The 13824-nt window shown below is 39.3% G+C and carries 10 protein-coding genes and 1 tRNA gene; 3 read left to right on the top strand and 8 right to left on the bottom strand.

All coding sequences use genetic code 11. The annotated features are described in order from the left end of the window. The first annotated feature begins 11 nt into the window (after window positions 1–11). Window positions 12–1346 carry a GntP family permease gene (locus Q360_RS0101530; RefSeq protein WP_027075512.1) on the top strand — a complete coding sequence of 445 codons (1335 nt, stop codon included), beginning with the start codon at window positions 12–14 and terminating at the stop codon, window positions 1344–1346. Window positions 1347–1568: 222 nt separating this feature from the next. On the opposite strand, the gene fsa is transcribed toward Q360_RS0101530, so the two are convergent. The 5 genes from fsa to Q360_RS0101505 form a co-directional block, all read right to left on the bottom strand. After that, window positions 1569–2222, bottom strand: coding sequence for a fructose-6-phosphate aldolase (fsa, locus tag Q360_RS0101525; protein WP_027075511.1), 654 nt, complete (start codon window positions 2220–2222; stop codon window positions 1569–1571). Window positions 2223–2245: 23 nt separating this feature from the next. After that, window positions 2246–4276, bottom strand: a complete 2031-nt coding sequence (locus Q360_RS0101520; protein WP_027075510.1) for a transketolase family protein — start codon at window positions 4274–4276, stop codon at window positions 2246–2248. Between the two features lie 286 nt (window positions 4277–4562). Then, a tRNA-Pro gene (locus Q360_RS0101515) sits at window positions 4563–4636 on the bottom strand. 132 nt (window positions 4637–4768) lie between these two features. Beyond that, complete coding sequence (locus Q360_RS0101510; protein ID WP_027075509.1) at window positions 4769–5680, bottom strand: alpha/beta hydrolase; 912 nt, start codon at window positions 5678–5680, stop codon at window positions 4769–4771. 11 nt (window positions 5681–5691) lie between these two features. Then, window positions 5692–6408 carry a M15 family metallopeptidase gene (locus Q360_RS0101505; RefSeq protein ID WP_027075508.1) on the bottom strand — a complete coding sequence of 239 codons (717 nt, stop codon included), beginning with the start codon at window positions 6406–6408 and terminating at the stop codon, window positions 5692–5694. A gap of 153 nt (window positions 6409–6561) precedes the next feature. On the opposite strand from Q360_RS0101505, the gene Q360_RS0101495 reads away from it, so the two are divergent. Together Q360_RS0101495 and Q360_RS0101490 are read left to right on the top strand one after the other, a co-directional pair. After that, entirely contained in the window at window positions 6562–8364 is a 1803-nt protein-coding gene (locus Q360_RS0101495; RefSeq protein WP_027075507.1) for an arylsulfatase, read from the top strand. A gap of 223 nt (window positions 8365–8587) precedes the next feature. Then, on the top strand, window positions 8588–9712 hold the full coding sequence (locus Q360_RS0101490) for a glycoside hydrolase family 130 protein (RefSeq protein WP_027075506.1): 1125 nt from the start codon (window positions 8588–8590) through the stop codon (window positions 9710–9712). Window positions 9713–10087: 375 nt separating this feature from the next. Here the strand turns inward: Q360_RS0101490 and Q360_RS0101485 are convergent, their stop codons facing one another. From Q360_RS0101485 to Q360_RS0101475, 3 genes are all read right to left on the bottom strand, one after another. After that, window positions 10088–11719, bottom strand: a complete 1632-nt coding sequence (locus Q360_RS0101485) for a sulfatase family protein (RefSeq protein ID WP_027075505.1) — start codon at window positions 11717–11719, stop codon at window positions 10088–10090. Between the two features lie 520 nt (window positions 11720–12239). Then, on the bottom strand, window positions 12240–13061 hold the full coding sequence (locus Q360_RS0101480; RefSeq protein ID WP_036194740.1) for a sugar phosphate isomerase/epimerase family protein: 822 nt from the start codon (window positions 13059–13061) through the stop codon (window positions 12240–12242). Between the two features lie 37 nt (window positions 13062–13098). Further along, window positions 13099–13821: a gluconate 2-dehydrogenase subunit 3 family protein gene (locus Q360_RS0101475; protein ID WP_316931488.1), complete on the bottom strand. Its 723-nt coding sequence runs from the start codon at window positions 13819–13821 to the stop codon at window positions 13099–13101. Window positions 13822–13824 lie beyond the last annotated feature (3 nt).

Genomic DNA, 13824 nt, shown 5'->3' with positions numbered 1-13824 from the left:
AAATTTAGGATATGCTTTTAGTTTTATTGATAGTAAGTGTTTTAATCATCGTGTTGCTAACGGCTAAATTGAATGTTCATCCTTTTTTAGCGCTCTTGACTGCCTCTATATTTTTTGGTATCACCAGTGGGATGCCATTAAATCTGCTAATTACTTCTATTGAAGAAGGTTTTGGCGGAACGTTAGGTAAGATAGGACTTGTAATTTTACTCGGAGTCCTTATCGGAGCTTTTTTAGAACAGACAGGGGCTGCTTACAAAATGGCAGAATTAGTGCTACGCATCATTGGAAAAAAGAACGTACATGCCGCTATGGGAATTCTTGGCTATATCGTTTCTATCCCTGTTTTTGCCGATAGCGGTTTTATTATTTTAAATCCCTTGAACAAATCGCTATCAAAAAAAGCAAAATTATCCATTGCAGGAACCAGTATCGCCTTAATTCTTGGCCTTATGCTTACCCATGTAATGGTGCCTCCAACCCCAGGACCTATTGCCGCAGCTGGTATTTTAGATGCAGATATAGGTTTGGTCATGATTTTGGGGATTGTTGTAAGCGCCCTTTCACTAGTTGTTGCGATTATTTATGCGAAAAGAGTAGCAGGTAAAACCTACATAGACCCCAATCCAGAACTCACAGAAGAGGATATTATTGAAAAAGTAAAAACGGCACCTAGCACCTTTAAATCTTTTTTGCCCATTGTTGTGCCCATCTTGCTCATCATTAGCAAGTCGTTAATATTATTCTTTGCGACTGACATGTCTGAAAATAGTTTTTTGATAACGCTAATCTCCTTTGTTGGTTCCCCACTAATCGCATTGATTATTGGAGTATTATTGGCTTTTACACTACCAAAAAAGTTTGATTTAGCTATGCTTTCCGAAGCTGGATGGACAGGGAAAGCACTACAAAGTGCATCGACTATACTATTGATAACAGGAGCTGGTGGTATTTTTGGAAAAATCCTTCAATACTCCGGTATAGGAGATGCTATGGCCCACATGTTTGAAGGTATAACCATTGGTATTTGGCTTCCATTTCTATTGAGTGCCGCTATTAAAACTGCTCAAGGATCTTCTACCGTTGCTTTAATAACTACAGCTTCTATAATGGCGCCGTTAATGGCCAGTATGGGTTTTGACTCCGAAATATTAAAAGCGCTTGTCGTAATTGCTATTGGTGCAGGCGGATTGGTAGTACCACATGCGAATGACAGTTCGTTTTGGGTAGTGACCCAACTTACAGGAATGAATGTAAAGACAGGGTATAAGCTTTACACTAGAGGAGCACTCCTAATTGGTGTTTTTGCAGCGCTTGTTGTTTTCACTATTTCACTGTTTGTGTAATAGTAGCTACATTTTTGACCTAAACTATAAGTATGGCTCAATGATAATACTAAATATTTAGGGCAAAGGGCAACTAAGTTTACATTTGGATAAACTCGGTTCCCGAATCTCCCAAATTCGTTAAATGAATAGCGCAAATCAAATTATTAAAAAAACAAAAAATGCAGCTACCAAAAACTAATGGTAGATGCATTATAATACTTTAAAATTTAGACAACTTTTTTAGTTCCCCTTCTTATAATCCTCTAAGAATTTAGCTAAACCACTATCTGTTAATGGATGCTTCAACAATCCTTTTATAGCAGATAGGGGTCCAGTCATTACATCGGCACCAATTTTTGCACAGTCAATAATATGCATTACGTGACGTATGGATGCTGCCAATATTTCGGTTTCATAACCGTAGTTATCATAAATAAGACGAATATCTGCGATAAGACCTAGGCCATCTGTTGAAATATCATCCAATCTTCCAATAAACGGAGAAACATACGTTGCACCTGCCTTAGCAGCTAACAATGCCTGACCAGCAGAGAACACCAAGGTTACGTTGGTCTTTATTCCTTTGTCTGAAAAATACTTACAGGCTTTTACACCATCGGCAATCATAGGAAGTTTTACCACGATTTGTGGATTCAAGGCCGCCAGTTTTTCTCCTTCGGCAACCATACCTTCAAAATCGGTTGAAATAACCTCTGCACTCACATGACCATCCACGGCATTGCATATTTTCTTGTAGTGCTCTATAATATTGTCCGCTCCAGTAATACCTTCTTTCGCCATTAGGGAAGGATTGGTGGTTACCCCGTCCAAAACACCCATATCTTGCGCTTCTGTTATATCTGCTAAATTTGCTGTATCTATAAAAAATTTCATTTGCTATATTTTAAATTAATTCGTTATTTTAAAAAATCGACTACTTGCTTAAACACTTGTTCTCCGGTAAAACCAAATTTCTCGTCTAGTACTTTTGCTGGTGCGGAGTAGCCAAAATGCTCCAAACCAAACACTTTCCCATTTGGTCCCGCCAAGCCCTCTAGATTAACCGGCAAACCTGCTGTAAGTCCGAAAATAGGTTTATTGGTTGGAATAACTTTTTGCTGATACTCTTTAGACTGTTGTCTAAAGATTCCTTCTGATGGAATAGAGGCAATGTTCACTTTTAATCCTTCCTTGCTCTCCAACAGTTTTGCCGCTTCTACCAAGGTAGCTACTTCGGAACCGTTGGCGATTAAGACCACGTCCGGATCAGTGACTTCTTGTACCAAATACCCTCCTTTTTCTGCACCTAAAGCTTCTTTATATCTATGGCCAGATTTCGCAGGAATATCTTTAATGCCTTGCCTAGAAAGAATTAGTCCTGTTGGAGTCTTGCTGTTTTCCATAGCCATTTTCCACGCCACATTAGTTTCCATAGAATCTGCAGGCCGCAAAGCAACGAAACTTTGTTCATGGCTATGGTTCTTTAATTTTTCTAATAATCGTATTTGTGCTTCTTGTTCTACAGGCTGGTGCGTAGGACCGTCCTCACCTACCCTAAACGCATCATGTGTCCAAACGAACTTCACCGGAAGCTCTTGAATACAGCTTAAACGAATGGCAGGTTTCATATAATCAGAAAATACGAAGAACGTAGCTACAACCGGGATAATACCTCCGTGCAGTGCAATTCCGTTTGCAATCGTAGCCATGGTCAATTCGGCAACACCTGCTTGCAGGAAAGCACCTGAAAAATCTCCTTTTTTGAGTATCGTGGTTTTCTTTAAGAAACCATCTGTTTTATCACTGTTGGATAAATCTGCGGAAGAAACAATCATATTCTCCACATTCTCTGCTAAGTGGCCTAACACCGCTGAGGAGGCTGCTCTGGTAGCCAAACCTTCTTTTTGTAAAATAGACTCAAAATCCAGTTCGGGTAATTTCCCAGAAAGAAAGCAATCTAGTTTAGTAGCCAATGTCCCATTAGAGCTTCTCCATGCAGCTATCTCCTTTTTCTTTTCTGCTGCCTCTTTGATTTTGTTGGATAAGATATCCCCATAAAAAACAGCAACCTTCCCATATATATCAAAAGGATTAGAAACATCAGCCCCAAGGTTTTCCATGGTTTTATCGTAATCCGCGCCGGTATCCCCAATAGGTTTACCGTGAAGTTCCGTATACCCTTCGTACATAGAACCGTCTGCAGTAACACAGCCTTTCCCCATTATGGTTTCACCAATAATTAGGGTAGGCTTTTCTGTTTCCGCATTGGCATCTTTAAGTGCTTTCCTTATCTGTTCATGGTCGTGACCATCAATCGTAACCACTTTCCATCCCCATGCTTCATACTTCATGGCGGTATCTTCCGAAGTAACCTCGGCCGTCTTAGAAGATAATTGCACATCGTTGGAATCGTAGAACATGATAAAATTATTCAATCCTAAATGTCCAGCGATTCTACCCGCTCCTTGTGATATTTCCTCCTGTACGCCACCATCAGAAATAAAGCCATAAATCTTATGGTTCATCCAATCGCCAAAACGGGCTTGTAGAAATTTGGCAGCTATTGCAGCACCAACTCCCATGGTATGACCTTGTCCCAATGGACCTGAAGTATTTTCTATTCCCCTTGCCACATCCACTTCCGGATGTCCAGGAGTTATGGAACCCCATTGTCTAAAACTAGCAACGTCCTCCTTTTTATAATTCCCAAGTAAATAATACTGCGAATACATCAAAGAAGACAAATGGCCTGCATCCATAAAAAATCGATCGCGAAAAGACCATTGCATATCCGATGGATCAAAATTAAAAAATTCCGAATATAAAATATGCATATAATCGGCGCCTCCCATGGGTCCTCCAGGATGTCCAGAATTCGCTTTTTCTACCATTGAAATGGCCAATGCCCTAATATTATCGGCCGCTAGTTGATCTAATTCCTTGTTCATTTTTACTTATGGTTACGTTTTGCAGGATTAATTGAATATATTCCGCTATATCTTAAAATCAAAGATACCTGATTTATAATGCTATCAAAAATTTAAATCAAATTTGAGAGAAAGGAGGTTCATTATATCTAAAAAAGACCTTTAGAATTAAAGATATTTCATCTAAAAGACTTTTCGGAGTATGAACCGAATACCTGCACTAAAAGTAATTCGCTAGTAATCTATATGCTGGATATTCTTAAAAATAAAAAAGTGAACCATGTAGAAAGTTCACTTTTTAGCTATGTCGGGATGACAGGATTTGAACCTGCGACCACTCGACCCCCAGCCGAGTGCGCTACCGGACTGCGCTACATCCCGAAAAATTCCAAATTAAAATAAAAAAATTCCTAATTTCTGATAGAACCGAAACGAATGCTGGCTTTAAAATAGGAGTGCAAAAATATAAAAGTCAATAAGAAATACGTCTATCTTTTTGAAATAATAATTCCATTAATTCAGGTTGCTGATCCATTGTACCAGCTGATCGGACCAACCCTTTAAAAAAGGGTCTTTAAGGGCCAATGAAAATCCGTGACCCCCGTTTGGATAAACGAATAAGGTAGCCGAAACCCCTTTCTCGTTTAAGGCACTGTAAAACAATAAACTATTTTCAACAGGAACCCCGGTATCATCACTAGCATGGAACAAAAAAGTGGGAGGTGTGTGCTCGGTTACGTTCTTTTCGCTCGAGTACCTATCTACCATTTCTTGGGTAGGCTTGTCCCCTATCAAATTCATTTTACTTCCACGGTGTGTCTTATCCCCAAAGGTAATTACAGGATAACCCAAGGCCATAAAATCGGGACGTGCATTTTCGTTATCTATAGCATCAAAAGGGTCGTATACCTTCTTCCCAAACTGCGTTCCTAAAGTACTTGCTAGATGTCCACCCGCCGAAAAACCCAATATCCCTATCTTTTTGGTGTCTAAATGAAAACGAGCAGCATTACTCCGCACCAAACGCATGGCGCGCTGTGCATCGATAAGTGGTACTTCGTGTTTGTTTTTTTGAGAAATATCTGAGGGCAATCTATATTTTACTACAATACCTGCTATACCTTTTCCATTAAGAAATTTGGCAATATCAGTACCTTCCCAGTCATAGGCAAGAATTCCGTAACCACCTCCAGGAAAAATAAGCACAGCTTCTCCCGTAGCATTTGATTTTGAAGGCAGATACACTTCTATACTTGGCTCTTGTACGGTACTAATTCGTAATATACCATTGTGTTTATGCTCTTCTACTTCCTCCGAAGCTATGCGGTTTGGGATACGATTTTTAGGCCATAAAGGTATAATGCTATCTTGAGCGCAGACCTGACCAACAAAAACAACAAGAAATAGTAATAAAATACGATTCATAAATATACAGTTTAGTTACAGTCCCATTTAAAATTAGCTACTGAATCATTAGATGCTGTGGAAAGATTGTAATGCCACCACTCCGTTCGTATAGACCAAAAGCCATGCTTTTCCATGGTTTCCTTAAGCAGTTTTCGGTTATCCAGTATCTCCTTCGGTAAATCGGTCATATCGTGATAGGCGCGTTTACCAAAGAAATCAAAGTCGGTTCCCATGTCTAGTTCCTCCCCATCCAATGTTGCCAAAGTAATATCTACAGCACCACCTTTATTATGAATCGAACCTTTTACAGGGTTTGCGACATATTGTGGATTTGGAACAATTTTCCACATCTTATACTGGACCGAATTGGGCCGGTAACAATCAAAAAATTTAATTTTAACCCCTTTTTTCTTGAAATCGGTATTTGCAGCTAGTAAGGCTTTCGCAGTCTTTACGCGGGTATAACACTCGGCACAATCGTAGACTTTTTCTTTCAGAAAATTATTCTCTGTGGCATAACGCATGTCATACCCAAAACCATCACTATAATCGGCCAAGCGAATAAATGTAGAATCAGCAAGTGATTCCAAAGATACCGGTGCGGGTTTCGTCTGCAGCACCTCATCTAACACCGCTGTCTCTGTAATCGTGTCTTGTCTTGCTTGCTTCGTAATTGCTGGGCCAATTTCCTTACTGTTGCTATTCTCATTCTTACAAGAGCTTAGGAGTACAAATACAAACGTCATTATTAAATAAATGGAAGGCCGAAAAGACTTTTTAATGTTTATTTTTAGACAAATCAATATTAGAAAGTTTAAGATTAAAAAAACAACGCCTGGTGGGCTAGTTAAAAACCACACTAGCAAAGAAATACCATAGCAGCAATTTAACCAAAAACTATGAAACAATATTCTTCTCTTATAGCAGTACTCCTAATACTAACGATTTCCTGTGGAGATACTAAAAAGAAAGGTTCATCGGTTAATTCTTTACTAGAAACTAAAAAAGGTCTACCCCCGAATATCGTTCTCATCGTAGCGGATGATCAAGGTTGGGGAGACCTCAGTTATAATGGAAACACCAATCTTCACACCCCAAATATCGATAGCTTAGCAACGAACGGCGTTTCTTTTGAAAACTTCTTTGTACAACCTGTCTGTTCCCCTACAAGAGCGGAGCTACTTACAGGAAGGCACTATACACGTTTAGGGGTGCACAGCACCTCTAGCGGAGGCGAGCGATTGAATCTTGATGAAACTACCTTAGCTGATGTTTTAAAAAAAGAAGGATACGCTACTGCGGCTTATGGAAAGTGGCATAACGGCATGCAGCCCCCCTATCATCCAAATTCCAGAGGTTTTGATGATTTTTATGGCTTTACATCTGGTCATTGGGGCAATTACTTTGATCCTATGTTAGAGCACAATGGAGCCATCGTTAAGGGTAAGGGGTTTTTGGTTGATGATTTAACGAATAAAGGGCTTCAGTTTATAGAGAAAGAAAAAGAAGGTCCGTTTTTCCTTTACCTCCCATACAACACCCCACATAGCCCTATGCAAGTGCCCGACGCCTATTGGAACAATTTCAAGGATAAAACCTTGGAAAAAAGATATCAGGGTGACGAGAATGAAAATATAAATTTTACCAAAGCAGCATTGGCCATGGTAGAGAATATTGATTTTAACGTGGGGCGCATCACAAAGCAGCTAAAGGAATTGGGACTAGAGGAAAATACGATTATTATTTTCATGTCCGATAATGGTCCAAATGGCTGGCGGTGGAATGGTGGCATGCGCGGTAGAAAAGGGTCTACAGATGAGGGAGGGGTGCGCACACCTTTTCACATACAATGGAAAAATACGTTTAAGGCTGGCAAGAACGTAAGGCAGATTGCTAGCGCAATAGATATTCTACCAACAATAGCAAGTTTAATCGGGATTACGGCTAATACTAAAAAACCGTTGGATGGAATAGATTTATCAAAACTACTATTGAACGACGCTAGTACCCTACAGAATAGATTTATTTTCAATCACTGGAAAGGAAGCACAAGCGTTAGGACGCAACAGTATCGGCTAGATGAACAGGGACGCTTATATGATATGATTAAAGATTTGGGACAAACATTAGATATCTCCAATAAGCATCCCAAAATCAAAGATTCTCTAGAACGCGCAAAATCCCACTGGTTAGCCAACACAAATCCTATGGTATCAGTAAATGATAAACGGCCTTTTACCCTCGGACATCCAGCATACAGCTACACGCAAATACCCGCTCGTGACGGCACTGCTCATGGAACTATAAAGCGAAGTAGTATACACCCTAATGATACTTTCTTTACACATTGGACCAGTAGTAAGGACTCTATAACTTGGGATATTGATGTATTAGAAAGCGGCACTTTTGAAGTAAGTCTATTTTACACTTTGGCAAATGACGATGAGAGGGTGACGGTTCAGCTAAACCACGGAGAAAACTCTTTAATTACCGAATTAACAGAAGCCCATGACCCACCATTGACCGGTATGGAAAATGACCGCAGCCCTAGAATAGAATCTTACGTGAAAGACTTTAAACCTAAAAAACTCGGAACTATTAATCTTACAAAAGGAAGAAACCCCTTGGTGTTAAAAGCCCTTCAGATTCCAGGAAAAAGAGCTATGGATGTTCGCCTTCTCTTATTTAAGCGAATTGAGTAGTAACGGAACAGTATTTTTTGAAATTGACTTTGCGCTACAAAACAAGCAGCGTGCGCAACACACCAATACATACACCCTAATAGTCACTAGCTGCCTTTAAAGGATATTAAGCCAAAGACAACAGTATGTATTCTTTTATAATCCATGGTTTCTGCACGAAGCATCCAATAGTCCGTTTCTATGCTATTTTTATACCCAACTTAATGCATAAAATTAAACCCGAATGAAACAATTTATAACTATCCTACTCCCCTTCTTATACCTCGTAACTTCCTGTAAGGACACAAAACCAATTCCTATAATTTCGCAGGATACTGCTGATGGGGTATGGATGTTAGATTTTAATAAAACAGCTGTTAATCCTATTATGACAGCAGATTCTTCCTATGTTTTCAATGACCCAGTGAGTAATACAGTAGTGAAATGGCAAAAAGCCGATGTGTTTAATCCCGGTGCCGTGGTACGTAACGATACCGTATTTGTACTATTTCGGGCAGAAGACAACCCTAAAGCTATTCTTGGTGGAAGAACATCAAGAATTGGCTTAGCTTATAGTACAGATGGAATAAGCTTTACAAAGCATCCCCAACCTGTCCTATATCCAGATAACGACGCATTTTCGCAATGGGACCAACCTGGAGGAATAGAAGACCCAAGGATTGTTGAGACACCGGATGGAGAATACATCATGCTCTATACAAGTTGGAATACCGATGTTGCTCGTTTATCAAGCGCTACCTCCAAGGATTTAAAAAATTGGACCAAGCAAGGTCCTGTTTTTGAAGAGGCCCACGACGGAAAGTTTCTGGATGTTTGGAGCAAGTCTGGCTCTATGGTAACAGAATTGGTGAATGGAAGATTGATTGCCAAAAAAATAAATGGAAAGTACCTGATGTATTGGGGCGAACTTTTCGTGAATCTTGCGGTTTCTTCTAACGGGACAGATTGGGAACCCACTTTAAAGGAAAACGGAGAATTACTACACTCCTTTACGCCTACCGTGAACGAATTTGATAGCCACTTGACCGAACCTGGACCTCCAGCAATTTACACCAAAAATGGTATACTGCTCTTGTACAACGGCAAAAATCTAAGTGGTGAGGGTGCAACATCCAAAGTTCCTCAAGGCACCTATTGCGGTGGGCAAGTATTATTCGATAAAAACGACCCTACAAGAATGATTGCCCGATTGGAGACTCCTTTTATATGTCCTAGCCTACCCCATGAAATAAGCGGACAATATAAGGCTGGAACCACTTTTATTGAAGGCTTAGTCTACTTTAAAGAAAAATGGTTTTTATACTATGGTACGGCAGATTCTATGGTAGGTTTGGCAATTAAAGAATAGAAAGAAGGCAATACCCTTTACTAGTTTGTCTTACTCTGAATACCGTCACTTTATACGAATTCATAAAAAAGCTTCTATTCTTTGGAAACAGAAGCTTTTATTTTTTAGTTGAACTTTTTTAATCCAAGTTTTTCCAAGATTCTCAATTTTTAGGCATCTGTTCAACAACACGAGAAGATTCATCGGTTACCACTTTCCTGCTTTGTTAAAAACTTCTTTCACTAGATTGGCAATTTATCCCTATTGAGGACATCCTAGCGTACTTAGTTATGGGACATTAGGATATTTTGTAATGGTCACATGCTTCTTTGTGCTCCGTATTTTTTATACCTACATAATTTTAAATCAAAAAGACCTAGACAAAAAAACAAGTTTTTACTTTACCCTATACTCAAGAATAACACTATCTAAATAACCAATACGTTCCGCCTTCGCTTCAAAAGAAATGGTTTTCGGGATAGGTCCTGTATAGATGTTCCAAATAGAATCTTGGTGCTGTTTCCAAACTAAAGTAGCATCTGATTTTATAGAACTTAGCTCAATACCTCGATTCGTTTCCTCCATTTGTATTGGCGCAAGTTGTAGTGGTTTTCCAGCTAATAACCAACGTGTCATCAGCTCTCTTTCTTCGAATTCACCTAAATCTTTGGTCTCTTTTATCCAATTTCGCAATACGGTGCGATAGTGATCTAATGTGTCCTTAAGTTCTGGTTTCGTAGCCAAATTTTGCAGTTCGTAAGGATCGTTTTGTAAATCGTATAGTTCTTCTTCGGGTTTAGTCGGGCTAAGCCAACGTGCTTGATCATTGTTTAATTTCCCTGTATTATAAAGCTGTCGAAGCTCTGCCATCATGGGCATTTGCTCTCGATAAGCAACAGGTAACGCATGGCTAAGATTCGTATTAAAACTTTTTATGTATTTGTATCTACCTGACCTCACCGCTCGTAAGCGATCATAAATTTCATCAAAACGATCAGCGCTGTGAAAGGTATATTCTGGTTTTATATCCGCCTCAAAAAAACCAAATTGTGCCTTCCCTTGCATGACTTTGGGCGGTTTAATACTTGCTAAGGAAAGTACCGTGGGCGCGTAATCAATAAAACTAATTAAGCGATTATCCCTACTTCCTGCATTTTTACTTTTTGGAAATTTAATCACCAACGGAACTTTCAAACCAGTATCATACAATGCCCGTTTATGCCTAGGGAAGGGTCCGCCGTGATCGCCGTAAAAGAAAATTATACTATTTTCATAGAGGCCATCTTCTTTTATGTTGTCCAAAATTTCTCCGACTTGATCGTCTAATCTTTTAAGGTTACTATAATTAACTGCCATGTCTTGCCGTACTGTTTTAGTATCGGGAAAATAAGGTGGTATTGAAATAGTTGTAGGATCGACAAAAAGAGTGTCCTTACCCCGTTTCCAAATTTGCGACTCATGACAAACAGAAAAATTAAAGACAGCAAAGAAGGGCTGCTCTTCCTTCCTTTTACGCCAGTGCCGCTCATTACCACTTTCATCCCAAGCGGCATCCGTCTTAGCAAAATTATAATCTTCCTTAGGGCCATTGATTGTGTCATAACCTTCTTTCCGAAGATATTCGGTAAACATTTTTACGCCATCCGGAACAACCGGAGAATAACTTGGTAGACTATCTAATAAGGGTTGGTTTATTTCTCGCCAAGCGGTATAGGTGCGCATGTTATGGGTACCCAAAGTGGAAGGGTACATGCCCGTAATCAAAGCACTACGCGCTGGTGCACATACTGGAACCGGCGAAACGGCATTGTCAAAGATTACTGCATCATTTGATAAACTTTCTAAATTGGGTAATAAAATGGTACTATCCCCATACATGGGAAACCATTCCGGAGATTGGTCTTCAGCTACCAGCCAAATGATATTGGGCTGTTTTATTTTCGGTGTGATTTCTTGAGGCTCGTTCTTTTCAGCACAGCTTAAAAGAACTCCTACCATAAGCAGGAACAAACTAAGATTTAACTTCATTTTTAAGGTGATTACCATAAAAGTAGTACTACAAATTAATACAGAGGAGTTAACAACTAAGAATCATTCGCAGTGTCCCTATTTTTCTATAAAGGGGAATTCGTACAACTACCAAACACGGCAACCTGTCTTAAAGTGACCCTTTGCTTTGCTGTATAAATATAAGCTATTCTGATGTTAATGCTGAAAAGTAGGCCAGAGCAAAATCATAAATTTATAAAATATTCATTACTATAAAGAAGTATGAAAATAGAAGTGAAGCTTCTATCGGTCGGGGGTACTTCCCTATTTGGTATCAACGCGCTCTTCTTACATATTAGAACCCATAAACCTTACTTTGAGTCAAGCAAGCTATTTCAAAATACCAGAGCAAAAATTACAACGAAAACTAACTTTGCACTACTCTTTTTGTATTATAACCTTGCATTACACTTGTCTATAAGGTCAAAACCTAAGTTCTTATAAATTTGAACTTGTATCATATTCAAGTAAAGAACTAAGAATAAGTAGTTCTTCGAAATCAGTCCATTATACTTTCAAAATATGTTACACTTTGGGGAACTTGTTCCACAACACGGGACGACTCATCCTCTATAAACATATATTCTATCCCTAGTTCCTTTGCTCTTTTTATAAGTCCGTCCATGTCTATTTGACCGGTACCTAGGGTTACGTTGGTTTCTACATCTGAATGTCCCGAAACGTTCCCTACCATTCCATGTTCCATATCCTTTAAATGCATCAACTTGAACTTATCGGTATATTTGTTCAACAATATCATAGGATTTCCTCCACCATGTTGTACCCAATAGACATCCATTTCGAATCCAAAGTGCTCCGCATTTTTCGCCATGTAATCAAACAAGGAACCGTCTTCATAATTCTTAAACTCATAGCCGTGGGCATGATACACCAAGGTTATCCCTTCTTCCTGTAAACGTTTACCTGCTTTATTAAACACTTCGGTAGCTTCTTTCGCCTTTTCAAAATCAAATCTACCTCCTTCATGGTCTATCCAAGCACACATAACATAAGATACATCGTAATCTTTGGCGTCTTTTATGACCTTTTCCACATTGCTCTTTAAGTCCATGTATCCGCCTTGAATACTTCTCATTTTTAAATCCCTATCCTTCAACATTTTTTTGAACTCAGCTAAAGGTACGCCGTAGGAATCACCACCTTCAATATTGGTGATGCCCCATGACTGAATTAAATCTAAGGTGCCAGGAACATCTGTTTTAAACTGATTTCGCAAACTGTATAATTGCAGGCCTATTTCCTGACCTATAACTATATTGCCCACCATAAGGAAAGCAAGGACCAGAAGTGCTTTTTTCATATTTACCAGGTATATAATTTGTTAATTAGAGCATATCCTAGGTAAGTAGATTTCCTTTTTCATCCCAAGTAGCTACTGTATTCCTAGTACTTTGATCTATACATTTCGCAATCCATTCCGGATCGTATTCAACACCATGCTTATCTAATACTTCTTGGGGCACGCCGTCCCATACATTGGGCATGTTTCCCTTATACCCTAAATCGGCTATGCCTACTTTAGAGGTGTAGTATCCAGTGACCACCAAATTCCGAATTAAAGCAAAAAATTGAATTTCAAGGGCTTGCTCGTCTAAGGGTACATCATCATCATGATTACAAATTTGATCACAAATTTGTTTTTGCTGTTCTAAAGTGGCCGTCTTAAACTCGGTTCCAAATTCCGAATTACTCTTATGGTCCATCCACATTAATCCGCCTAGCAGGGTATTTTTCATGTCAGGCATATCCTTACCAATAAACTCTATGAATTCTGGAACTTCTGCTTCTATTGGCCCACCGTGTGGTTCTTTTGCAGGTAGAATAACGGTACTCAAAACCGCAATGGTCTCCATCTCATGTGCGTTGAAAAGTTGCTCCGCATTTAATTTTTCAATTCGCTCCAATTCATCTGGTGTCCTACCAAAATAATTGATGTCCTCTACAAGGGTTAAGGCCTCATCGGCCGTCTTATCCTCTGTTTTACATCCATGAAAGGCCAAAGCCGAAGCTCCTGCACCTAAAATCATAGTTTGTATACTCTTTCTTCTATCCATTGCCATACT

The sequence above is a fragment of the Maribacter antarcticus DSM 21422 genome, from assembly GCF_000621125.1.
Lineage (GTDB): Bacteria > Bacteroidota > Bacteroidia > Flavobacteriales > Flavobacteriaceae > Maribacter > Maribacter antarcticus.
Note: the sequence above shows the minus strand (reverse complement) of the source record. Positions and strands in the feature narration are given on the sequence as shown.

Bases quoted from the DNA above. Each gene is read 5' to 3' on its own strand.
- Q360_RS0101530 (WP_027075512.1), top strand. From the start codon at position 12: ATGCTTTTAGTTTTATTGATAGTAAGTGTTTTAATCATCGTGTTGCTA.
- fsa (WP_027075511.1), bottom strand. From the start codon at position 2,222: ATGAAATTTTTTATAGATACAGCAAATTTAGCAGATATAACAGAAGCG.
- Q360_RS0101520 (WP_027075510.1), bottom strand. From the start codon at position 4,276: ATGAACAAGGAATTAGATCAACTAGCGGCCGATAATATTAGGGCATTG.
- Q360_RS0101510 (WP_027075509.1), bottom strand. From the start codon at position 5,680: ATGAATCGTATTTTATTACTATTTCTTGTTGTTTTTGTTGGTCAGGTC.
- Q360_RS0101505 (WP_027075508.1), bottom strand. From the start codon at position 6,408: ATGACGTTTGTATTTGTACTCCTAAGCTCTTGTAAGAATGAGAATAGC.
- Q360_RS0101495 (WP_027075507.1), top strand. From the start codon at position 6,562: ATGAAACAATATTCTTCTCTTATAGCAGTACTCCTAATACTAACGATT.
- Q360_RS0101490 (WP_027075506.1), top strand. From the start codon at position 8,588: ATGAAACAATTTATAACTATCCTACTCCCCTTCTTATACCTCGTAACT.
- Q360_RS0101485 (WP_027075505.1), bottom strand. From the start codon at position 11,719: ATGAAGTTAAATCTTAGTTTGTTCCTGCTTATGGTAGGAGTTCTTTTA.
- Q360_RS0101480 (WP_036194740.1), bottom strand. From the start codon at position 13,061: ATGAAAAAAGCACTTCTGGTCCTTGCTTTCCTTATGGTGGGCAATATA.
- Q360_RS0101475 (WP_316931488.1), bottom strand. From the start codon at position 13,821: ATGGCAATGGATAGAAGAAAGAGTATACAAACTATGATTTTAGGTGCA.